This is a genomic window from Enterococcus sp. AZ103 (assembly GCF_051714685.1).
GTDB lineage: Bacteria > Bacillota > Bacilli > Lactobacillales > Enterococcaceae > Enterococcus_A > Enterococcus_A alishanensis.
Window position 1 is genome coordinate 2,467,484 of sequence record NZ_JBIOSI010000001.1, and the last position, 21,882, is coordinate 2,489,365.

Below are 21,882 nucleotides of genomic sequence, written 5' to 3' on the forward strand. Positions count from 1 at the left end.
ACTACGCCTCCTTGTCAGAATAAATAACTAACCGTTCTTTAATTAAATTGAGTAATTCAGATTGAGTGATTATATTATCGTTTAAAATGGAACTTTTAATAGCATCTTCACAAACACGAATTAATTCTGCTTGACTCAATGAAAGGGACTTAGTTATCAATTCATCTGATGGTTTAAATCCTTTTTGAAAAACAGATAATTTATACTCATATATTTTCCTTATTTCACTTTCAGAAGGAGTTTTATAATGTAGCACATCATCAAATCTTCTAAATAAGGCTTGGTCTAATAAATGATGATTATTTGTTGCAGCAATAATAATGCTGTCAGAAGAATCTTGTTCAATAAATTGTAAAAAAGAGTTCAAAATTCTCCTCATTTCGCCAACTTCATTATCAAGGCTTCTATCCGCTCCAATTGCATCAAATTCGTCAAAGAAATAAACTCCAATATTGTTCTCAACCGATTCAAATATTTGACGTAATTTAGTACTCGTTTCACCCATGAACTTTGTAACTAATTTATCAATTTGAACAGAGTATAACGGAAGATTTAATTCTGATGCAATAACAGAAGCAGTGAACGTCTTACCTGTTCCAGGTGGACCCTCAATTAATATTTTTCTGCGATTGTCCATTCCATATTGCTTTAACTTATTACTATTTTTATACTCAGAAAGAATCCTCAGGATTCTTTCATGAATTTCATCAGAAACAATTAAGTCATGTAGCTTTTCATTTGGCAAGGACATTTGTAACATGGGATTACTTTGAGTTATTGGTATAATACTAGCTCTAGAAATACGTGGTTTATCAATTAACTTTTTTAGATCTTGAGCAAGATTCACATGGTTTTTCTTTGCTTCATATGCAGCTATTTGTAATACAACCGTTTTAAATTTTTCATCATTTCCATCTAGATGAGCTTTTATTAAACTTTTTATTTGGTCTGCAGTAGCCATAAAAACACCTCCCACGTGTCATACTTAAAATAAGCCTTATTTTAATTGTATGCTCCATAGATGATAAAGTCAATCTATACATTTTAACTTTTAACTTGAATTAAATGATCCTGATTAATCATAGGATTTACTTCTAGCTTACAATAAATCCATTCCACTAAATTATTCAATTACTATCTAATGATAAATACTCTATACCAAAGCAAGTTGATTATGTGCACACTATCATCAGTCTAGTATAATACCTCAGAATTGTAGGTTCACGTATTTTCACAAATTCACTCCAATTAAAAAAGGTACTAAAAAATTTCAGTACCTTGACCATATTTGATAACTGTTCACTTCACTCAACTAATTATTAAATAACTAAATTTTTTTCTAAAAAACATTCAAAATTTAACATTCGCACCATTTTCGCACCACAACGCAAAAAAAGACTGTCAAATCAACGATTTAACAGTCTTTTCTATACCGGCGGCCGGGGTCGAACCGGCACGCCCGTGAGGGCACTGGATTTTGAGTCCAGCGCGTCTGCCAATTCCGCCACGCCGGCATGTAATAAAATTAGTACTAAGGCGGTAACCGGATTTGAACCGGTGATGAAGGTTTTGCAGACCTCTGCCTTACCACTTGGCTATACCGCCATTATACTATTAATATCTGCAAAATAAAACAGATAACTGGGGTAGCTGGATTCGAACCAACGCATGAGGGAGTCAAAGTCCCTTGCCTTACCGCTTGGCTATACCCCAATAAAGAGGGCGAACGATGGGAATCGAACCCACGAGTGCCGGAGCCACAATCCGGTGCGTTAACCACTTCGCCACGATCGCCATAATAATAAAAAACAGGGGCAGCAGGAATTGAACCCACACTAACGGTTTTGGAGACCGCTGTTCTACCTTTAAACTATGCCCCTAAATGGAGGAGAGTGGATTCGAACCACTGAACCCTAAGGAACGGATTTACAGTCCGTCGCGTTTAGCCACTTCGCTACTCCTCCATGGTGGCGCGGGACAGAATCGAACTGCCGACACACGGAGCTTCAATCCGTTGCTCTACCAACTGAGCTACCGCGCCAAAAAATATTAATACGGTCCCGACGGGATTTGAACCCGCGATCTCCTGCGTGACAGGCAGGCATGTTAACCCCTACACCACGGAACCGAATGGAGGTTAACGGGTTCGAACCGCTGACCCTCTGCTTGTAAGGCAGATGCTCTCCCAGCTGAGCTAAACCTCCAAATGTTACTTTAAAACAAAAAATGACCCGTACGGGACTCGAACCCGTGTTACCGCCGTGAAAGGGCGGTGTCTTAACCGCTTGACCAACGGGCCATAAAATTTATAACGGAGAGTAAGGGATTCGAACCCTTGAGACAGGGAAACCCGCCTACATGATTTCCAATCATGCTCCTTCGGCCTCTCGGACAACTCTCCAAGAATAAGCACAAAGCCCAAACTCTTAATTTCTCATATTTGTAAAAGAGAACTCCGGCAGTAGGACTCGAACCTACGACATCATGATTAACAGTCATGCGCTACTACCAACTGAGCTATGCCGGAATAAATTACGCGTGGCGACGTCCTACTCTCACAAGGGGCAACCCCTCACTACGATCGGCGCTAAAAAGCTTAACTTCTGTGTTCGACATGGGAACAGGTGTATCCTTCTTGCTATCGCCACCACACTATTTAATTGAGTAAACTTCGCTCACTCAAAACTAGATCAAAAAACATTCCTTACTTTAAAACTACCAAGTCCATTTTGTTTTGGTTAAGTCCTCGATCGATTAGTATCAGTCCGCTCCGTACATCACTGCACTTCCACTTCTGACCTATCTACCTGATCTTCTCTCAGGGATCTTACTTTCTTTAAGAAATGGGAAATCTCATCTTGAGGTGGGCTTCACACTTAGATGCTTTCAGCGTTTATCCCTTCCCTACATAGCTACCCAGCGATGCCTTTGGCAAGACAACTGGTACACCAGCGGTAAGTCCATCCCGGTCCTCTCGTACTAAGGACAGATCCTCTCAAATTTCCAACGCCCGCGACGGATAGGGACCGAACTGTCTCACGACGTTCTGAACCCAGCTCGCGTGCCGCTTTAATGGGCGAACAGCCCAACCCTTGGGACCGACTACAGCCCCAGGATGCGACGAGCCGACATCGAGGTGCCAAACCTCCCCGTCGATGTGGACTCTTGGGGGAGATAAGCCTGTTATCCCCAGGGTAGCTTTTATCCGTTGAGCGATGGCCCTTCCATGCGGAACCACCGGATCACTAAGCCCGACTTTCGTCCCTGCTCGACTTGTAGGTCTCGCAGTCAAGCTCCCTTGTGCCTTTACACTCTGCGAATGATTTCCAACCATTCTGAGGGAACCTTTGGGCGCCTCCGTTACTCTTTAGGAGGCGACCGCCCCAGTCAAACTGCCCATCTGACACTGTCTCCCATCACGATTAGTGATGCGGGTTAGAGTGGCCATAACACAAGGGTAGTATCCCACCATTGCCTCCGTCGAAACTAGCGTCCCGACTTCTACGGCTCCTACCTATCCTGTACATGTGGTACAGACACTCAATATCAAACTGCAGTAAAGCTCCATGGGGTCTTTCCGTCCTGTCGCGGGTAACCTGCATCTTCACAGGTACTAAAATTTCACCGAGTCTCTCGTTGAGACAGTGCCCAAATCGTTACGCCTTTCGTGCGGGTCGGAACTTACCCGACAAGGAATTTCGCTACCTTAGGACCGTTATAGTTACGGCCGCCGTTTACTGGGGCTTCAATTCGTACCTTCGCTTACGCTAAGCACTCCTCTTAACCTTCCAGCACCGGGCAGGCGTCAGCCCCTATACTTCATCTTTCGATTTTGCAGAGACCTGTGTTTTTGATAAACAGTCGCTTGGGCCTATTCACTGCGGCTGATCGTTAGATCAGCACCCCTTCTCCCGAAGTTACGGGGTCATTTTGCCGAGTTCCTTAACGAGAGTTCGCTCGCTCACCTTAGGATACTCTCCTCGACTACCTGTGTCGGTTTACGGTACGGGTCATTGTTTTCTCACTAGAAGCTTTTCTTGGCAGTGTGACATCAGAAACTTCGGTACTTGTATTTCCCTCCCCATCACAACTTGTCCTTAGAAAGATAAGCATTTGACTCATCTTAAGACTCATTGCTTAGACAGACATTTCCAATCGTCTGATTTCTTAGCCTACTGCGTCCCTCCATTGCTCAAACAAAAACAACGAGTACAGGAATATCAACCTGTTATCCATCGCCTACGCCTTTCGGCCTCGGCTTAGGTCCCGACTAACCCTGGGCGGACGAGCCTTCCCCAGGAAACCTTAGTCATACGGTGGACAGGATTCTCACCTGTCTTTCGCTACTCATACCGGCATTCTCACTTCTAAGCGCTCCAGCAGTCCTCACGGTCTACCTTCAACGCCCTTAGAACGCTCTCCTACCATTACACCCTAAGGTGTAATCCACAGCTTCGGTAATATGTTTAGCCCCGGTACATTTTCGGCGCAGGGTCACTCGACTAGTGAGCTATTACGCACTCTTTAAATGGTGGCTGCTTCTAAGCCAACATCCTAGTTGTCTGTGCAACCCCACATCCTTTTCCACTTAACATATATTTTGGGACCTTAGCTGGTGGTCTGGGCTGTTTCCCTTTCGACTATGGATCTTATCACTCACAGTCTGACTCCCAGAGATAAATGTATGGCATTCGGAGTTTATCTGAATTCGGTAACCCGAGATGGGCCCCTAGTCCAAACAGTGCTCTACCTCCATCATTCTTACTCTGAGGCTAGCCCTAAAGCTATTTCGGAGAGAACCAGCTATCTCCAAGTTCGTTTGGAATTTCTCCGCTACCCACACCTCATCCCCGCACTTTTCAACGTACGTGGGTTCGGTCCTCCAGTGCGTTTTACCGCACCTTCAACCTGGACATGGGTAGATCACATGGTTTCGGGTCTACGACCACATACTCATTCGCCCTATTCAGACTCGCTTTCGCTACGGCTCCGTCTCTTCGACTTAACCTCGCATGGGATCGTAACTCGCCGGTTCATTCTACAAAAGGCACGCCATCACCCATTAACGGGCTTTGACTTGTTGTAGGCACACGGTTTCAGGATCTATTTCACTCCCCTTCCGGGGTGCTTTTCACCTTTCCCTCACGGTACTGGTTCACTATCGGTCACTAGGGAGTATTTAGCCTTGGGAGATGGTCCTCCCGGATTCCGACGGAATTCCTCGTGTTCCGCCGTACTCAGGATCCTCCTAGGTGTGATTCAAATTTCATCTACGGGGCTTTTACCCTGTCTCGCAGACCTTTCCAGGTCCTTCGATTATTTCAATCAACTACCATATCGGAGTCCTACAACCCCAAGAGGCAAGCCTCTTGGTTTGGGCTTTTCCCGTTTCGCTCGCCGCTACTCAGGGAATCGATTTTTCTTTCTCTTCCTGCAGGTACTTAGATGTTTCAGTTCTCTGCGTCTACCTCCATTCAGCTATGTATTCACTGAACAGTAACATCCTGTTAAAGATGTTGGGTTTCCCCATTCGGAAATCTCCGGATCAAAGCTTACTTACAGCTCCCCGAAGCATATCGGTGTTAGTCCCGTCCTTCATCGGCTCCTAGTGCCAAGGCATCCACCGTGCGCCCTTATTCACTTAACCTTATCAACCTTACGGTTGGGTCTTTATCTTCCCTCTAGCGATAGAGTTCCAATAAATAAAAAATAAGCAATTGAACTATTAAAAAACTCATTCAACGCGGTGTTCTCGGTTTGTTTTAAAAATTTTTGGTTTGTTTTTTGTATCCAGTTTTCAATGAACGAATATGATGACCAATGTCATCAATGGAGCCTAGCGGGATCGAACCGCTGACCTCCTGCGTGCAAAGCAGGCGCTCTCCCAGCTGAGCTAAGGCCCCAAAAGTATCTAATTTTTAAATAGACCTCTCAAAACTGAACGAATAAAGATAAACTTGTGTAGTCTCCGTAATTTTCCTTAGAAAGGAGGTGATCCAGCCGCACCTTCCGATACGGCTACCTTGTTACGACTTCACCCCAATCATCTATCCCACCTTAGGCGGCTGGCTCCATAAAGGTTACCTCACCGACTTCGGGTGTTACAAACTCTCGTGGTGTGACGGGCGGTGTGTACAAGGCCCGGGAACGTATTCACCGCGGCGTGCTGATCCGCGATTACTAGCGATTCCGGCTTCATGTAGGCGAGTTGCAGCCTACAATCCGAACTGAGAGAAGCTTTAAGAGATTAGCTTAGCCTTGCGACTTCGCGACTCGTTGTACTTCCCATTGTAGCACGTGTGTAGCCCAGGTCATAAGGGGCATGATGATTTGACGTCATCCCCACCTTCCTCCGGTTTGTCACCGGCAGTCTCGCTAGAGTGCCCAACTAAATGATGGCAACTAACAATAAGGGTTGCGCTCGTTGCGGGACTTAACCCAACATCTCACGACACGAGCTGACGACAACCATGCACCACCTGTCACTTTGCCCCCGAAGGGGAAGCTCTATCTCTAGAGTGGTCAAAGGATGTCAAGACCTGGTAAGGTTCTTCGCGTTGCTTCGAATTAAACCACATGCTCCACCGCTTGTGCGGGCCCCCGTCAATTCCTTTGAGTTTCAACCTTGCGGTCGTACTCCCCAGGCGGAGTGCTTAATGCGTTAGCTGCAGCACTGAAGGGCGGAAACCCTCCAACACTTAGCACTCATCGTTTACGGCGTGGACTACCAGGGTATCTAATCCTGTTTGCTCCCCACGCTTTCGAGCCTCAGCGTCAGTTACAGACCAGAGAGCCGCCTTCGCCACTGGTGTTCCTCCATATATCTACGCATTTCACCGCTACACATGGAATTCCACTCTCCTCTTCTGCACTCAAGTCTCCCAGTTTCCAATGACCCTCCCCGGTTGAGCCGGGGGCTTTCACATCAGACTTAAGAGACCGCCTGCGCTCGCTTTACGCCCAATAAATCCGGACAACGCTTGCCACCTACGTATTACCGCGGCTGCTGGCACGTAGTTAGCCGTGGCTTTCTGGTCAGATACCGTCAAGGGATAAACTTTCCACTCTTATCCTTATTCTTCTCTGACAACAGAGTTTTACGATCCGAAAACCTTCTTCACTCACGCGGCGTTGCTCGGTCAGACTTTCGTCCATTGCCGAAGATTCCCTACTGCTGCCTCCCGTAGGAGTTTGGGCCGTGTCTCAGTCCCAATGTGGCCGATCACCCTCTCAGGTCGGCTATGCATCGTTGCCTTGGTGAACCGTTACCTCACCAACTAGCTAATGCACCGCGGGTCCATCCTCCAGTGACGCAATTGCGCCTTTCAAAAGAAAACCAGGCGGTTTTCTCTGTTATGCGGTATTAGCACCTGTTTCCAAGTGTTATCCCCCGCTGGAGGGTAGGTTACCCACGTGTTACTCACCCGTTCGCCACTCCTTTTCTTTCGGTGGAGCAAGCTCCGGTGAAAGAAAAAGCGTTCGACTTGCATGTATTAGGCACGCCGCCAGCGTTCGTCCTGAGCCAGGATCAAACTCTCATTAAAAAGTTTGCACAATCTTGCGACTGTTAGCTCAATTGTATTAATTGACTTGTTACTAGCATATTGCTTGCTTTGTATTGTTTGTTCCTATTAATAGGAACGCCCTACACATTTGGTTCGTCTTATTCGTTCAGTTTTCAAAGGTCTATTTCTGTTGCACCAGCAACTTTTATATCTTATCAGATTTCAAAATTAAAGTCAAACACTTTTTTGAAATATTTTTAAGATAAAAAAACAAATTTGCTGGATTAAATCAACAACTTTTATAAGTTACCATAAGCGAAACCATCCGTCAACACTTGATTTCAAGAAGTTTCTTCCCTCATGGGACATATAATAATATAGCAATCTTCCCTTCTTAATGCAACCAAAAAAGTAATATTTTTTTACATTTTTTATTAACCGAACGAAAACTAAAAGTTCTATTATTTTGTTCGATTAATATTCATGAATAACATCCATTGCAAACAATTTCGTAATTCATCTTTCGTTTCTACTATAAAATAAAAAGCCTCAGATTTTACTCTGAAGCTAATTTTGTGTTTCATCATCTATTTTTATTTCTTGAATTGGGATGTAAATTCTAAAAATTGTCCCTTTTCCTAATGAACTTTCTACTGTAATTCTTCCTTTATAGCTTTCCAAAAGTTTATGAGCTATCGACAAGCCTAAACCATTACCACCTTTTGTTCTTGCCCGTGCCTTATCAACACGATAAAAACGATTGAATACTTTGTCTACGTCTTCATTCGGGATACCTTCACCAAAATCTTGAATGGCAATTTCAAAATCATTAAATGTTGAAGATATAGAAAGATGTACTTCTTTACGCTCTGTTGAATACTTCACCGCATTATCTAACACAATGATTAAAATTTGCTCAAAGTGGTTTCGATAAATTTTTAGAACCTTTTCATGAACCAAATCATCGTCTAAGGTAAATGTAAATTCTGGATATAGTAATTTAAAATTATTAAATACTTGGTAAGTCACTTCTTTAGCATTAGAAACCTCATTACTATAATAGACATCTACTTGCTCAGCTCGTGACAAATCTAACATTTCTTGAACAAGACTCTTCATCCGATTGATTTCTTGTAAACTCGCAGCAATTGATTCTTCTAATATCTCAGGATCATCTTTTCCCCAACGATTTAACATGTTCAAATGACCTTCAATTACAGCAACCGGCGTTCTCAATTCATGGGAAACATCCTCAACGAAACGTTCTTGCTGTTCTACATACATTCTGATCCGATCAATCATATCATTAAACATAGATGAAAGATCCGCCAACTCATCATTTGAATTGATTTCGGGTACATGGACTTCAGCCTGCGGATCTTGCCGGATGCGATCCATTGTATCTCGTAAAAGTTTCAAAGGTTTCAAGAAGTATGAAGAAAGCATAAAGCCTAAAATACTACTAACCACTAGTGAAACAATTTCCAGCACAATCAAGGTGAGTAACAACTTACTGCGCATTTCGTAAAAATCAGTTAATTGATAAAACACTTGAACATAACCAATTTTTTCTTTGCTTTCCTTTGAGTAAACAGGTTCCACTGATAAAAAGCCATTCTCTCCATCTAAAGTCACGATTTTAGGTACCATTTCTTTTTTTTGAACCAATGGTTGATAGACATCTTGGGTTTTAAATACCAATTTCTTATTTAAATTATAAATAGAGAGCGATAATTGCGGTTGTCCTAATTCAGAAATAAAACTATCAATCCGCATAATGTTGCCTTCTAAAGTCATGTTTTGATCATATAAAGCTGTATCACTACTGGTGGATTCTGTTAAAGTCCGGTAGGTGTTTACCAAAGTCAATTCTTCGTCAGCGTTTGACAAACGAGAAGAAACTTCGGAAATCGTGTTGGCAATATTCACTCGTTCTTTATTTACGATTAAATTCACAGACGACTTATAAGTGATTACCGCAAAAATGGTAAATACTACGAATATAAAGAAAGAACTAGTAAAGGCCCACTTAATAGTGAGAGAAGGCCCTTGCAGTTCTTTGTCTTTATTGAAAATTTTTATCATGAGCGCATAACGTAACCAGTTCCACGAACAGTTTGGATATAACTGTCTTCGCCTGGTACATCAATTTTATTACGTAGATAACGGATATACACGTCCACTACGTTTGTCTCAACTTCAGTTTCGTAACCCCAGACTTTGTTTAACAATACGTCACGTGCCAATACAACATTCACATTTTCCATTAAGGTTAATAGTAATTCGTATTCACGTTTGGTTAATTCGATGATTTCACTACCTCGACGAACAACACGATTTTCTTTTTCGATTGTTAAATCGCGATAAGTGATAGTTGTTTGTTTCGCAACATTCTTATCACCTTCAATATCGATTCGACGTAATAGTGCGCGCAAACGAGCTAGTAACTCTTCAATCGCAAATGGTTTTACGATATAATCGTCAGCACCATGATCCAAACCTGAAACGCGGTCAATGACTGAATCTCTTGCAGTCATCATGATAATTGGCGTATTTTTAACTTGTCGTACGCGGCGACAGACTTCTAACCCATTTAGTTCTGGTAACATTAAGTCAAGTAAGATAGCATCCCAATCTGATTCAAGGGCAGCCTCTAGACCAGTTCGACCATTATAGTGAACTTCTGTTTCATAACCTTCATGTTTTAATTCCAATTCCACAAAACGGGCTAAATTCTTTTCGTCTTCAATAATCAGAATATTGCTCATTAAATTAATTCCTCTCCGATTTTGATTTGATTAAACCTTTGTTATTATAGGCATAAATCATTCAAAAAGCTATAGTCAATTCTAACATGAAATCTTAGATAAAAAAACTAAGGAAGATCATTTTGTTGAAATTCCCTAGTTATTTTTGGTTAATTATTCTTCGTGGTACCAGCTATAGTGGAAGATTCCTGCTTTATCTGTTCGTTCATACGTGTGGGCACCAAAGTAATCTCTTTGCGCTTGGATCAAGTTTGCAGGTAAGCGTTCAGCACGATAAGAGTCGTAGTAGGTAATTGCTGAAGAGAAAGTTGGTACTGGAATCCCTGCTTGAACCGCAATGGCCACAACTTCACGAACGGCTTTTTGATATTTTGCAGCAATATCTTTAAAGTAATCATCCAACATTAAGTTAGCAATATCTGGATCTTTTTTATACGCATCAGTAATCTTTTGCAAGAAACGAGCCCGGATGATACAACCGGCACGCCAGATTTTTGCAATATCACCAAATGGCAAATCCCAATCATATTCTTTTGAAGCGGTTCTTAATTGAGAAAATCCTTGTGCATAGCTCATTAATTTACTAAAGTACAAAGCCTGACGAATTTTTTCAATTAATTCAGTTTTATCGCCTTCGTATTTATATTCAGCTGGTGCTGCTAAAACCTTACTAGCATTTACTCGTTCTTCTTTATAGGCTGAAATGAAACGAGCAAACACAGATTCAGTAATTAATGGTAAAGGTACCCCTAAATCTAAAGCAGATTGTGACGTCCATTTACCAGTTCCTTTATTACCTGCTGCATCTAAAATAACATCAACAATTGGTTTGCCAGTGCCTTCATCGTCTTTACGAGTCAAAATATCAGCAGTAATCTCAATCAGATAACTATCTAATTCGCCCTTATTCCATTCACTAAAAACATCAGCCAATTCTTCAACTGAAAGGCCTAGTAATTGTTTCATCAAATCGTATGATTCAGCGATTAATTGCATGTCACCATACTCAATTCCATTATGCACCATTTTTACATAATGACCGGCACCGTTTGGTCCAATATAAGTTACACATGGTTCGCCATCTTCATCTGCTTTGGCAGCAATTTGTTCAAATATCGGCGCTACTAAGTCGTACGCTTCTTTTTGACCCCCAGGCATCATTGAAGGACCTTCTAATGCTCCTTTTTCGCCACCGGATACACCCGTACCGATAAAATTAATACCAGAGTTAGCTAATTCTTCATTTCGACGAATGGTATCTTGGAAGAAGGTATTTCCACCGTCGATCAAGATATCACCTTTGTCTAAATGAGGTAATAATTCTTTAATTGTTGCATCTGTTGCTGGACCAGCTTTAACCATTAGTAAAATACGGCGCGGTTTTTCAATTGAATCTGCAAATTCTTCCATTGTATAAGTAGCTTTTAAATTTTTATCTGGATGTTCTGTCACTACTTCGTCCGTTTTTGCACCTGTTCGATTAAATAGTGCTACTGAATATCCTCGACTTTCAATATTTAAAGCCAAATTTTTTCCCATTACCGCCATTCCGACGACACCAAATTGTTGTTTTGTCATACAAAGACCTCCTAAATATAGCTCATATCAAACTTATTATAGCTTAACAAATAATAAATGAGAAATGAATTGGTTTTTTTTAAAAGAAAAACCCCAAGACTCCATGGTTAGTCTTGGGGTTTAATAAGCTCTATCAAAAAATGCTTATGCTTCTTTAGCCATTACATCTTTCCCATCGTAGTAGCCACAGTTGGCACAAACGTGATGGCTTTTTTTCATTTCACCACAGTTAGGACATTCGTTTAATCCTTTGATAGTTAATTTGTAATGTGTACGGCGTTTTGCTTTCTTCGCTTTTGAAGTTTTTCTAGCTGGTACTGCCATTTGGTGTTCCACCTCCTTAAAAAATTTGTATCATGAAGATACATCTATTCCAATCCTACTTAGTCTTCTTCATTTAATAACTCAGATAACTTTGCAAGACGAGGATCAATAACTGGTTGTTGATTTTTTTGTTGTAGATAGTCTTCTTCACTAATGACCTGCCAATCATTTCCTTTTGGTAATTCATCTGCAGCTTCTTCTTCTTTTGAAAAAACTTGCAAAGGAATAGCCAGTAAAATGTTGTCTTCAATCGAATTAGTTAAATCAATTGAATCAGAATCAAGCACTAAAACCTCTTCATCCCGATCTTCTAAATCAGACCAATTTTCTCGTGTCATAAAAATCTCGTCAACTGACAAGTCTAATGGCAATTCAACTGGTTCAAGCGATCTAGCAGAAGGAACTGTTACAACAGTTTTTAGTTGATAATGTAACAAATATTCATTTTTTGCAACAGATAAAATACCTGTCACAGCAACTGGTTGCACATCTAAAATTTCGTTATCTCGGGCCATCAAATTCTTCTTAACATCAACAGTTTCGGAAAAATTTAAAGGCTCATCTTGGTAACGACGCAATTCACCAATCGACCATTTCATCTTCATCACCTCTAAGCAACAATCGCTATTATACAGGTGTTAAATTTAGTTGTCAATGAAATTTTCTTGACACCTTGAAATATTCCGATAAATTGTTTTTTTCGTTTCAATTTATGCTAAACTAGCTAAAAAATGAGGGGGTTTGACAATGATACTATCTTTTGAAAATGTCACTTTTACAAGAGAAAAAAGAAACCTATTAAAACAAATTAACTGGCAGATGGGAACAGGACAGCATTGGGGAATATTAGGATTAAATGGTGCTGGCAAGACGTTGCTACTGCAATTAATCACAGGTTCCTTATGGCCTAGCAGCGGAAAATTAACCGTCTTGGGTGAAGTATTTGGGAAAACTTCAATCCCAGAATTACAGAAAAAAATTGGCTGGGTATCCACCGCTCTTCAATACCGCATTCGTACCAATGAACTAGCTGAAATGATCGTTCTTTCCGGAAAATTTGCCAGCATAGGCATTTATCAAAAATATCAACCAGAAGATTTAAAAAAAGCGAAATCTTTACTAGGGCTCTTTGAAGCCAGTCATTTAATTGGAAAAACCTATCATTTGTTGTCACAAGGCGAACGACAAATTGTCTTGATTGCCCGGGCTTTAATGGCAGAACCAGAACTATTAATCTTAGATGAACCTTGTAATGGCCTTGATTTATTTGCCCGTGAAGAGTTGCTAAAAAAGATTGAGTTGTTAGCGACACAAGAAAATGCCCCAACCTTACTTTTTGTGACTCATCATACAGAAGAGCTTTTACCAATTTTCCAACACCTTATGTTGTTAAAAGACGGCACTATTTTTGCAAATGATACTCGCGATAAACTTTTTAATAAACAAATACTGTCAAAATTTTATAATCGACCAATCCTTTTTCAAGAAATTACACCTGAACGGTTGATGGTTTTACCAGGAGACTAAATTATTTAGTTTTAACCAATCAAAAATAATTAAACTTACTCAGTATCTTACAAATAATGAACAAGTAAAAAACTCGAAAGCAGCATAATTAGCGGTTTTCGAGTTTTTATTTACTATTAGATTGCTGTTGTTTCTCCACGGTATACAATACCACGACGAGGGTCAACAGTAACTAGTTCGCCATCAATAACAGTTGCAGTAGCATCTTTGGCGCCTACAATAACAGGAATGTCTTGAGCAATCCCTACAACAGCTGCGTGAGAAGTTAAACCACCATCTTCTACAATCAAAGCTGAAGCTTTTTCAATCGCAGGCATATAGTCCTTATCAGTTGTTGGTACAACTAAAATCATACCATCTTTAGCTTTTTTGTTTGCTTCTTCAGCTGAGCCAGCAACAACAGCATTGGCAACAACTGTTCTTTCACCAACACCTTGTGCTTCAATCAATTTAGAACCGATTAATTGAACTTTCATAACGTTAGTTGTTCCACGTTCACCAACTGGTACACCAGCAGTGATCAAAATTAAATCGCCTTCTTTAGCAAAGCCTAAATCAACCGCTTTTTTAGTTGCTAATTCAAACATTTCATCAGTTGTTGAAGGTTTTTCAGCAACAGTTGGGAAAACACCCCAGTTTAACATTAAACCACGTTTTGTTCTTTCGTCAAAAGTAACTGCTAAAATATCAGCATCTGGACGATATTTTGAAATCATTTTAGCTGTATGACCAGATTCAGTAGCTGCTACAATTGTTTTAACGCCCAAGTTTTTAGCTGCACGGGCAACAGATAAACCGATTGTTTCAGTTACGTCTGTTTTATCAAAATGATTAATTTGGAATGAACCTAATTCTGATAATGCTTGTTCAGCTTCCATATCGATTCTAGCCATTGTACCAACTGCTTCAATTGGGTAGTCACCATTTGCTGACTCACCAGAAAGCATTGTTGCATCAGTACCATCAAAGACAGCATTGGCAACGTCAGAAGCTTCTGCACGTGTTGGACGTGGGTTTTCTTGCATACTTTCTAACATTTGAGTTGCAGTAATAACAGATTTACCAGCAGCATTACATTTTTTGATGATGCGTTTTTGAACCATAGGTACTAATTCTGGTGCAATTTCTACACCCATATCTCCACGGGCGATCATAATTCCGTCAGCGACTTTCAAGATTTCATCGATATTGTCGATACCTTCTTGAGATTCAATTTTTGGAATGATTTGAACGTGCATCATATTTTTTTCTTCTAAAATTTCTTTAATATCTAAAACATCTTGTGCTTTACGAACAAAACTTGCTGCAATAAAGTCGATGTCATTATCTAAACCAAAACGAATATCATCAGCATCTTTTTCAGTGATACCAGGTAATGAAATAGAAACGCCTGGTGCATTCACACCTTTACGAGAACCTAACATACCAGCATTTTTAACAACTACTACTAATTCACGGTTGGCTTGATCTTTTTCAAGGATTTCCATATCAATTAAGCCATCATCAAATAGTACATGACCGCCAATATGAACATCATCAAATAACCCTGGATAAGTAACAGAGATTTTTTCTTTTGTTCCTTTTAATTCTGGATCCATAGCGATGCGTGTTTGATCGCCTACTTCAAATTTAATGTAACCAGCGCGACCGTAGTCAGCTTCTGTTGTATCTTGAACAGTCGTACGAATTTCCGCACCTTTTGTATCTAATAAGATGGCAGCATCCATACCAGTTTCTTTCACTGCTGTACGTACCATTTCCATCCGTTCTAATTGCTCTGCATGGTCACCATGAGAGAAGTTAAAACGAAATACATTTGCCCCAGCTTCGATTAATTGTGAAATAATTTCTACTGAGTTACTTGCTGGTCCTAATGTACTAACAATTTTGGTCTTTTTCATTACGTAAAACGCTCCATTCTTGATTGTTTATAATTAAATAGTTTCACTATTTATTAACGAGATTAAAATGAGATTGTATTGTTTAAATCAAACAATGACAAATCAGGGACATGCTTATTGTTTTCAAGAGTTTCAATAATATCGGCTGAAACAACTTCATTATTTTTCATCCCAATACATAAGCCGCCTTTACCTTCTTCTAGTAATTCAACCGCATATGCACCAAATTTACTAGCTAACACCCGATCACGTGCGCTTGGGGAACCACCACGAACAATGTGTCCTAAAATAGATACACGCGTGTGGAAATCACCATATGTTGATAATTCCTCAGCAAATTCATTTCCGCCCATGACACCTTCGGCTAAAACAATTAGACAATGTTTTTTCCCGCGGTCACGGCCAGCTTGAATTTTTTTAGCGATAGCTTCCATATCAAAATTATGTTCTGGGATAACAATTTCATCTGCTCCGCCAGCTACACCTGCCCACAAGGCGATATCGCCAGCATTACGACCCATTACTTCAATAACAAAAGTCCGTACGTGAGATGTTGCTGTGTCACGAATTCTATCAATTGCTTCCAAGACCGTGTTGATAGCTGTATCAAAACCAACTGTAAAATCCGTTCCCGGAATATCATTATCAATCGTTCCTGGAATACCCACAGCTGGGAAACCATGACGAGTCAGCGCCATTGCACCGTGATAAGAACCATCTCCACCGATAACAACTAATCCTTCAATACCAAATTTTTTCAATTGTTCAATACCCTTTAATTGCCCTTCTTCAGTAGCAAATTCAGGATAACGAGCAGAATAAAGGAACGTTCCACCTTTTTGAATTTTATCTCCAACATCCGCGATATCTAAACGACGAATATCACCAGCAACTAAACCGGCATAACCATAGTTAATACCGTATACTTCAAGTCCATCGTGGATCCCTTTACGAACAACAGCACGGATTGCTGCATTCATACCCGGCGCATCTCCACCACTAGTTAAAATTGCTATGCGTTTCATTTTCTCACCTCAAATTATATTTCAAACTAACAACCATCAATTTGATTCACGGTTTATTCTATCAAAGAAAGTTAGAAAAGTCCTCCATCAATTGAGATGTAAGCTTTTCCAACGGTAAAAAGTTTTTGGAAATCAGATGAAATCATCTTAATACGACGTTTTCTTCCCCTAATATGTCACCTAATTCAGTTAATATCCGTTCATTACGACCTATCCAAAAATTTCTACTCAGCGCAATCTTTCGACCGTCTGACTCGAAATAAATAATCACTGGGATATTTCCCGCTGATTTTTTTAAGGTGTCAGCAATCAATTGCTCAGTTTCTTTGACTGGTCGGTCTTTTGTCACTTTTAAATAAAGGGTTTGATCAGATAAAATATTCTCTACTGATTCCGCCAAGGTTATTTCCTCTACCAAAACCTGCAGACTTTGATCATAATTACTTCGCTCTACTTTTCCTTTTAATAAATAAACTTGATTGATCGACAAATTTTCACGAACACGGCGATAATACTGTGGAAATACGGTTGCAGAAATTTCACCGCTTAAATCATTGCCGGTTAAAAAGGCCATTTTTCCGCCTTTTTTTGTACGAATCTCACGAATTTCTTTTAAATAGAATAAAATCTCAGCCTGACTACCGACCGCTAATTGACTAATTGATTGAATATTGCGCTGTTTGTTTAACTTAGGAAAACCTTCTGTTGGATGCCCAGACAAATAAAAACCTAAATACTGTTCTTCGATGTCTAATTTTTCAGCTAAATCATAATCAGTTAATTCTTGCTTTTTCAAACTCATAATATTTAATAGATCTAAACTGCCTCCACTGTATACAACATTTTGTAACTTGCCCTCTAATTCTGCTAATAGTTCTTTTCGATTGTTATGCAAATTATCAAAAACGCCAATATAAATGAGTGGTGCAATGTAGTCATATTTTAACCATCGCTCATCAATTCTCAGTAAAAACTGGTCTAAAGACTTAAATGAACCACCTTGATTGCGACTACTTAAAATATTTGCCACAAAATCACGTCGAATACCTTTAATTGCATCTAAACCAAAACGCATTAAATTTTTATCTATCAGAGTAAAACTAAATTGACTTTTATTAATATCTGGACCCAATAAATCAATCCCTGCACGACTTGCTTCAGCAATATACTCCCGCATTTTTTTACTATCACCACGAACAGACTGTAATAAAGCGGTATAGAAGGGACCGGGATAATGAACTTTTAAATACGCCATTTGATAACCTACAAAAGAATAAGCAAAAGCATGGGAACGATTAAAACCATAATCGGCAAAACGTTCAATATAATCATAGACTTTTTCCGCACTTTGCTGACTATAGCCTTGATCCATAGAACCTTTGACAAAGTGTTCTCTTTCTTCATCTAAGATGTCTTTTTTCTTTTTACTTACTGCTCGTCTTAAAATATCTGCTTGTCCTAGACTAAAGCCAGCCATTTTAGCAGCAACCTGCATAATTTGCTCCTGATAAACAATAATGCCATAGGTGTTTTCTAAAATTGGTTGGAGCGCCGCTTCAGGATAAGTAATAGGTTCTTTTCCTTTTTTTCTAGCAATAAAAGTATCGATATTTTGCATTGGACCCGGTCTATATAGAGCATTCACCGCGGCAATATCTTCGATTGAAGTCGGTCCCAATTTTTTTAGAACATTACGAATACCAGCAGATTCAAATTGGAAAACGCCTGCCGTGTCCCCTCGCTGAAAAAGTTCTAAAGTTGCTGGATCATCTAATGGAATTTGGTTTAACGTAAGTGTTTCATGATTAAACTGTTGGATGTTTTTTAATGTCGTGTCAATAATTGATAAATTACGCAAACCAAGGAAATCCATCTTTAATAAACCAAGACGTTCAACGTCTCCCATCGTAAATTGCGTCAATAAAATATCTTCCGCGCCATTTTGCAGAGGAACTAAATTAACCAAGTCTTGATCACTAATAACAACTCCTGCAGCATGGGTAGAAACATGGCGAGGTAATCCTTCTAAAGTTAAAGCAGTTTGGTATAATAATTGATTCCGTTCGCTTTGATTCACTAAGTTTCGCAAACGATCCGATTGCTCATAAGCTTGGCCCAAGGTAATTTTTAATTGATTGGGAATAGCTGCTGACCAGCGATTGGCTTCGCTTTGCGATAACCCAAATACCCGGTTAACATCACGCAGAACCATTTTGGCTGCCATTGTACCAAATGTAGCAATTTGTGCAACGTGAAAACGACCGTATTTTTCTTTAACATAATGTAGAATTTCATTGCGTCGATTATCAGGAATATCCAAATCTATATCTGGCATCGAATTTCGTTCAGGATTTAAAAATCGTTCAAATAATAAATCATATTTAATCGGATCAACATCTGTGATATTTAAAACATAAGCTACTAGCGATCCTGCTGCTGAACCCCGTCCAGCACCACTAACAATCTGATTGCGGTGAACATAATCCATCACATCCCAAACAATTAAAAAGTAGTCATCAAAACCCATTCGATGAATAATGGATAATTCCATTGTTAAGCGTTCATGATATACCTCCGTAACAGTTTCCACGCGTTCAGATAATTTCTCCCAACATAATTCCTCTAAATAGTTATCGGCTGATTCCCCATCAGGGACAGGATAATGGGGTAAAAGTTTTTGATGTAAGGGAATTTCTAGTTGGCATGCATCAGCTATTTTTTGGGCATTTCCAATCGCTTCCGGATGATCATTATAAGCAGTAGCAAAAATTTCATGAGACGTTAAAAAATTTGGACCTTCTGTTACATGTAATTCTTCATTCGAAATATGGGTACCGTTTTGTAAATGATCCATCACTTTTATTGCAAAAGCCTCTTGAGGCTCTAAATAATTGACTTCGTGAAGCGCAACTAGCGGTAACTTACTGTTTATATTTTCTTGATTACTAGAAATACCTTGATAGATTTCCTTAAAAGATAAAAGTAACTGATCAACTTCTTCTTCAGAAATAAATGTTGGCAGGACTGCTATCAAATGGTCAGACTGGATATTGAAATGTTTTAAAGATAAAATTTTTTCCGCAATCATTCGTTCAGAAGAAATTCGCATCAATTCTTGGTAACCAAGCAAATCTTTGGCATATAATAGTATGTGGCGTTCTTCAATAGAAGAAAAACTTAAATTTAAACCGATAATCGGTTGTATTTGATATTTTTGACAAGCTAAAGAGAATTCAACAGCCCCAGTAAGCACATCATCATCAGTAATCGCTATGCTTGAGTAACCTAGTTCTTTAGCTTTTTTTACATAGGAATCAACGGTTAAGGTGCTTTTTAACAAAGAATATGAAGTTCTCGTATATAGTTGTGGTAATTTCATAGATTCCTCCAAGTTTAAACTATAACAATCTCTTGAGACTTTCCTTTACTTTTCAGAAAATAATGCTAAACTAAACTAGAAAATATGAGAAAAGAGGTGTCTCAAATGAAATATTTAGTGACTTTCTTTTGGGCTTTCTTAATTGGTCAGGCAGTTTGCTATCTCGGTAGCGCCTTACAAAGCGGTGCTTACAATTTCCCATTATCTACCGGCATTTCACTTTTTGTTGGTCTAATGGCAATTATTGTTGCTAGCTTCGTTAAACCAAAACAAAACATGACAAAAAAAGCATAATTTTTTCAACAAAAAACCAGTTACTCTATTGTAACTGGTTTTTTATTTTTTTCCTAGTTTCATACGATGGTTGTTTTTCACCGCTGAAGATACTTCTTCTATTTTATAAGATTCACTTTTTTAAATGCCCTATAAATCCAAATAAGAAAATTCAGCAAGAATATAACTACTGTAACCCAGACAATGGCCGTTCGTGTTTGACTAAATAATGCTAATAGCATTACTACCAAGTTGAGAATTGCTATCCAAAGTTCTGATGTTTTAAAAATACTTTTCTGCATTTTTTAATCCCCTTAATCCAAACAACATTTCGTTTATTTTCTCGCTATTTCATTGCAAAATCACAGAAACTGCTTTTTATTTAGCAGTTTTTTTGAATAATAATTTTCTAAAATTAAAGAGGCTCAAAAGAATATTTCCGAATATACAAACACTCGTCGCAATAAATACCATTGAATAGCTGAAGGTATTTGCAACTCCAGAACCCAACATTGGGCCGATAACTTGTCCAAAATTATTAAACATTTGGTTATAGCTGTAAACACGGCTGACGCCTTCTTTTGGGGTCATTTTCCCAATCAACGTATTAATAGATGGCATTAAAGCTCCTGTAGAAAATCCCAGGAAGAAGCGCAATACGCCTAATTGAAAAGGCGTCTGCACAAATGCCATTGGCACAGTACATAAGAAGGATAAGACCAAGCCAAAAATTAAAATTTTATGATTGCCGATACGGTCGCCTAATTTTCCCAATGTCGGTGAAGAAGCGATTGCAGAAATCCCAGAAACTGAAACGATAAAACCACTGATTAACAAAGTATTGCCACCATGACTATTTAATTGCCGGATATACAATGTCAAAATTGGACTAATACTGGTAATTCCCAGCTGTAAAATCATAGTACTAATAAATAAACCGATCAAAACAGAGACATGATCTATTTTTTTCGTTAGATCTCGAATACTAATCATCTCGCCTTTTTTCACTGGAACAAAATTCTCTTGTACTAAAAAGATAGTTAAAATCATACAGATGAATAAAATCGCACCGGTAATCAAGAAAACATTTTCTAATCCAAATAATTGGGCCAATAACCCGCCGATTGATGGACCAATTAAATTTCCGGCTAAAGCACCGGTTGATAAAGTGCCAAGCGCCCAACCGCTTTTTTCTCTTGGTGTTTGTGAGACAATCATGGCAGTTGCGTTTGGTATGTAGCCCGCCAAGACTCCAGTCATAAATCTCATAATCAATAACCAATAGGCATTTGGCACAAATGCTAACGAACCCATAGTTATCGTCATCCCTGCTGCGGCACGTACCATCATCATTTTTCGACCTTTTCGATCCGCCAAATTTCCCCACAATGGAGAAAAAATAGCTGCTCCTAAGGCATTTACTGAAATTGCTAGTCCTGCAAAAATATCTACTTGAGACGCTGGGGTTCCTAATTGCTCCACATAAACTGGAATAAATGGTAAAACCAAACTAAAACTGGCGCCAGTGAAAAAACAACCAATCCACGTAACGAAGAGATTTCTTCGCCAATTAACTTTCATTTTTTTCGCTCCCTATCTAGT

General features: G+C 39.4%; 12 protein-coding genes, 13 tRNA genes and 3 rRNA genes. 2 read left to right on the top strand and 26 right to left on the bottom strand.

From position 1 onward, the window contains the following. Position 1: 1 nt before the first annotated feature. The 22 genes from ID741_RS12295 to ID741_RS12400 form a co-directional block, all read right to left on the bottom strand. A complete protein-coding gene (locus ID741_RS12295) occupies positions 2-961 on the bottom strand; it encodes an AAA family ATPase (RefSeq protein WP_438720154.1) in 960 nt (319 codons plus the stop codon). Between the two features lie 469 nt (positions 962-1,430). Then, a tRNA-Leu gene (locus ID741_RS12300) sits at positions 1,431-1,514 on the bottom strand. A gap of 20 nt (positions 1,515-1,534) precedes the next feature. Further along, positions 1,535-1,605: transfer RNA gene (locus tag ID741_RS12305), tRNA-Cys, on the bottom strand. 36 nt (positions 1,606-1,641) lie between these two features. Next, positions 1,642-1,713: transfer RNA gene (locus tag ID741_RS12310), tRNA-Gln, on the bottom strand. An 8-nt stretch (positions 1,714-1,721) separates the two neighbouring features. After that, positions 1,722-1,794, bottom strand: a tRNA-His gene (locus ID741_RS12315). 15 nt (positions 1,795-1,809) lie between these two features. Beyond that, a tRNA-Trp gene (locus ID741_RS12320) sits at positions 1,810-1,880 on the bottom strand. A 3-nt stretch (positions 1,881-1,883) separates the two neighbouring features. Then, positions 1,884-1,964: transfer RNA gene (locus ID741_RS12325), tRNA-Tyr, on the bottom strand. Between the two features lies 1 nt (position 1,965). Continuing rightward, positions 1,966-2,041 (bottom strand) — tRNA-Phe (locus ID741_RS12330). 14 nt (positions 2,042-2,055) lie between these two features. Continuing rightward, a tRNA-Asp gene (locus ID741_RS12335) sits at positions 2,056-2,128 on the bottom strand. Between the two features lie 3 nt (positions 2,129-2,131). Further along, positions 2,132-2,204, bottom strand: a tRNA-Val gene (locus ID741_RS12340). 23 nt (positions 2,205-2,227) lie between these two features. Beyond that, positions 2,228-2,299, bottom strand: a tRNA-Glu gene (locus tag ID741_RS12345). A gap of 13 nt (positions 2,300-2,312) precedes the next feature. Next, positions 2,313-2,401: transfer RNA gene (locus ID741_RS12350), tRNA-Ser, on the bottom strand. 52 nt (positions 2,402-2,453) lie between these two features. Next, positions 2,454-2,527 (bottom strand) — tRNA-Asn (locus ID741_RS12355). Between the two features lie 9 nt (positions 2,528-2,536). Next, positions 2,537-2,652: ribosomal RNA gene (rrf, locus tag ID741_RS12360) — 5S ribosomal RNA — on the bottom strand. An 82-nt stretch (positions 2,653-2,734) separates the two neighbouring features. Continuing rightward, positions 2,735-5,647: ribosomal RNA gene (locus tag ID741_RS12365) — 23S ribosomal RNA — on the bottom strand. Positions 5,648-5,830: 183 nt separating this feature from the next. Continuing rightward, positions 5,831-5,903 (bottom strand) — tRNA-Ala (locus ID741_RS12370). Between the two features lie 81 nt (positions 5,904-5,984). Next, positions 5,985-7,544: ribosomal RNA gene (locus ID741_RS12375) — 16S ribosomal RNA — on the bottom strand. Together the 16S, 23S and 5S rRNA genes with 13 tRNA genes alongside form the textbook arrangement of a ribosomal RNA operon. 528 nt (positions 7,545-8,072) lie before the next feature. Further along, on the bottom strand, positions 8,073-9,590 hold the full coding sequence (locus ID741_RS12380) for a HAMP domain-containing sensor histidine kinase (RefSeq protein ID WP_218327676.1): 1,518 nt from the start codon (positions 9,588-9,590) through the stop codon (positions 8,073-8,075). Next, the gene (locus ID741_RS12385; protein WP_218327675.1) at positions 9,587-10,273 is read right to left on the bottom strand and encodes a response regulator transcription factor; all 687 of its coding nucleotides are present in this window, start codon (positions 10,271-10,273) and stop codon (positions 9,587-9,589) included. Before ID741_RS12385 ends, ID741_RS12380 begins: the two co-directional genes overlap by 4 nt. Before the next feature lie 153 nt (positions 10,274-10,426). Further along, complete coding sequence (gene gndA, locus ID741_RS12390) at positions 10,427-11,851, bottom strand: NADP-dependent phosphogluconate dehydrogenase (RefSeq protein ID WP_218327674.1); 1,425 nt, start codon at positions 11,849-11,851, stop codon at positions 10,427-10,429. 144 nt (positions 11,852-11,995) lie between these two features. Beyond that, positions 11,996-12,175 (bottom strand): 50S ribosomal protein L32, encoded by a 180-nt coding sequence (gene rpmF, locus ID741_RS12395; protein WP_218327673.1) that lies wholly within the window; start codon positions 12,173-12,175, stop codon positions 11,996-11,998. Between the two features lie 59 nt (positions 12,176-12,234). Beyond that, a complete protein-coding gene (locus tag ID741_RS12400) occupies positions 12,235-12,774 on the bottom strand; it encodes a YceD family protein (protein WP_218327672.1) in 540 nt (179 codons plus the stop codon). Positions 12,775-12,922: 148 nt separating this feature from the next. Here ID741_RS12400 and ID741_RS12405 point away from each other — a divergent pair, with 148 nt between their 5' ends. Next, positions 12,923-13,702 carry an ABC transporter ATP-binding protein gene (locus ID741_RS12405; protein WP_438720155.1) on the top strand — a complete coding sequence of 260 codons (780 nt, stop codon included), beginning with the start codon at positions 12,923-12,925 and terminating at the stop codon, positions 13,700-13,702. 116 nt (positions 13,703-13,818) lie between these two features. On the opposite strand, the gene pyk is transcribed toward ID741_RS12405, so the two are convergent. From pyk to ID741_RS12420, 3 genes are all read right to left on the bottom strand, one after another. Then, entirely contained in the window at positions 13,819-15,603 is a 1,785-nt protein-coding gene (pyk, locus tag ID741_RS12410; protein ID WP_218327670.1) for a pyruvate kinase, read from the bottom strand. 62 nt (positions 15,604-15,665) lie between these two features. Continuing rightward, positions 15,666-16,628 carry a 6-phosphofructokinase gene (pfkA, locus tag ID741_RS12415; protein WP_218327669.1) on the bottom strand — a complete coding sequence of 321 codons (963 nt, stop codon included), beginning with the start codon at positions 16,626-16,628 and terminating at the stop codon, positions 15,666-15,668. A gap of 142 nt (positions 16,629-16,770) precedes the next feature. Further along, entirely contained in the window at positions 16,771-20,007 is a 3,237-nt protein-coding gene (locus ID741_RS12420) for a DNA polymerase III subunit alpha (RefSeq protein WP_438720156.1), read from the bottom strand. A 105-nt stretch (positions 20,008-20,112) separates the two neighbouring features. Between ID741_RS12420 and ID741_RS12425 the strand changes: the two genes are divergently transcribed. Further along, on the top strand, positions 20,113-20,301 hold the full coding sequence (locus ID741_RS12425; RefSeq protein ID WP_218327667.1) for a YjzD family protein: 189 nt from the start codon (positions 20,113-20,115) through the stop codon (positions 20,299-20,301). A 357-nt stretch (positions 20,302-20,658) separates the two neighbouring features. Here ID741_RS12425 and ID741_RS12430 read toward each other — a convergent pair whose 3' ends face one another. After that, positions 20,659-21,861 (bottom strand): multidrug efflux MFS transporter, encoded by a 1,203-nt coding sequence (locus tag ID741_RS12430; RefSeq protein WP_218327666.1) that lies wholly within the window; start codon positions 21,859-21,861, stop codon positions 20,659-20,661. Positions 21,862-21,882: the final 21 nt, after the last annotated feature.

Coding starts and splice junctions, on each gene's coding strand:
- ID741_RS12295 (WP_438720154.1), bottom strand. CDS start 961: ATGGCTACTGCAGACCAAATAAAAAGTTTAATAAAAGCTCATCTAGAT.
- ID741_RS12380 (WP_218327676.1), bottom strand. CDS start 9,590: ATGATAAAAATTTTCAATAAAGACAAAGAACTGCAAGGGCCTTCTCTC.
- ID741_RS12385 (WP_218327675.1), bottom strand. CDS start 10,273: ATGAGCAATATTCTGATTATTGAAGACGAAAAGAATTTAGCCCGTTTT.
- gndA (WP_218327674.1), bottom strand. CDS start 11,851: ATGACAAAACAACAATTTGGTGTCGTCGGAATGGCGGTAATGGGAAAA.
- rpmF (WP_218327673.1), bottom strand. CDS start 12,175: ATGGCAGTACCAGCTAGAAAAACTTCAAAAGCGAAGAAAGCAAAACGC.
- ID741_RS12400 (WP_218327672.1), bottom strand. CDS start 12,774: ATGAAATGGTCGATTGGTGAATTGCGTCGTTACCAAGATGAGCCTTTA.
- ID741_RS12405 (WP_438720155.1), top strand. CDS start 12,923: ATGATACTATCTTTTGAAAATGTCACTTTTACAAGAGAAAAAAGAAAC.
- pyk (WP_218327670.1), bottom strand. CDS start 15,603: ATGAAAAAGACCAAAATTGTTAGTACATTAGGACCAGCAAGTAACTCA.
- pfkA (WP_218327669.1), bottom strand. CDS start 16,628: ATGAAACGCATAGCAATTTTAACTAGTGGTGGAGATGCGCCGGGTATG.
- ID741_RS12420 (WP_438720156.1), bottom strand. CDS start 20,007: ATGAAATTACCACAACTATATACGAGAACTTCATATTCTTTGTTAAAA.
- ID741_RS12425 (WP_218327667.1), top strand. CDS start 20,113: ATGAAATATTTAGTGACTTTCTTTTGGGCTTTCTTAATTGGTCAGGCA.
- ID741_RS12430 (WP_218327666.1), bottom strand. CDS start 21,861: ATGAAAGTTAATTGGCGAAGAAATCTCTTCGTTACGTGGATTGGTTGT.